The following is a 398-nucleotide window of genomic DNA, read 5'->3' as shown; positions in this document are numbered from 1 at the left end:
CCCGCGGAGTTGCAGCAGCGGGTGCGTGAGGTAGCCCGCGAACACAACGCAACCAACTTCATGGTCATGCAGGCCGCCCTCGCCATCCTGCTATCTGAAACCAGTGCCACCGGTGACGTGCCGATAGGGTTCCCGATCGCCGGACGACGCGATCCCGCGCTCGATGACGTGATCGGGTTCTTCGTCAACATGTTGGTGTTGCGTGTCGATCTTGCCGGCGATCCCACCGTCGCTGAGTTGCTGGCTCAGGTGCGCCGGCGCAGCCTTGCCGCCTTCGAACATCAAGACGTGCCGTTCGAGGTACTCGTCGAGCGGCTCAACCCCACCCGCAGCATGTCCCATCATCCACTGGTCCAGGTCGCGTTGGCCTGGCAGCCGAACGGTGAGCCGACCGCAGG

General features: G+C 64.3%; 1 protein-coding gene. It reads left to right on the top strand.

What is annotated here, in order from left to right:
- Positions 1–398: condensation domain-containing protein (locus tag BST47_RS30130; RefSeq protein WP_133056270.1), on the top strand; the 398-nt coding region annotated here is incomplete at both ends.

Origin of the sequence: Mycolicibacterium tusciae (assembly GCF_002086795.1) — a bacterium.
Lineage (GTDB): Bacteria > Actinomycetota > Actinomycetes > Mycobacteriales > Mycobacteriaceae > Mycobacterium > Mycobacterium tusciae.
Note: the sequence above shows the minus strand (reverse complement) of the source record. Positions and strands in the feature narration are given on the sequence as shown.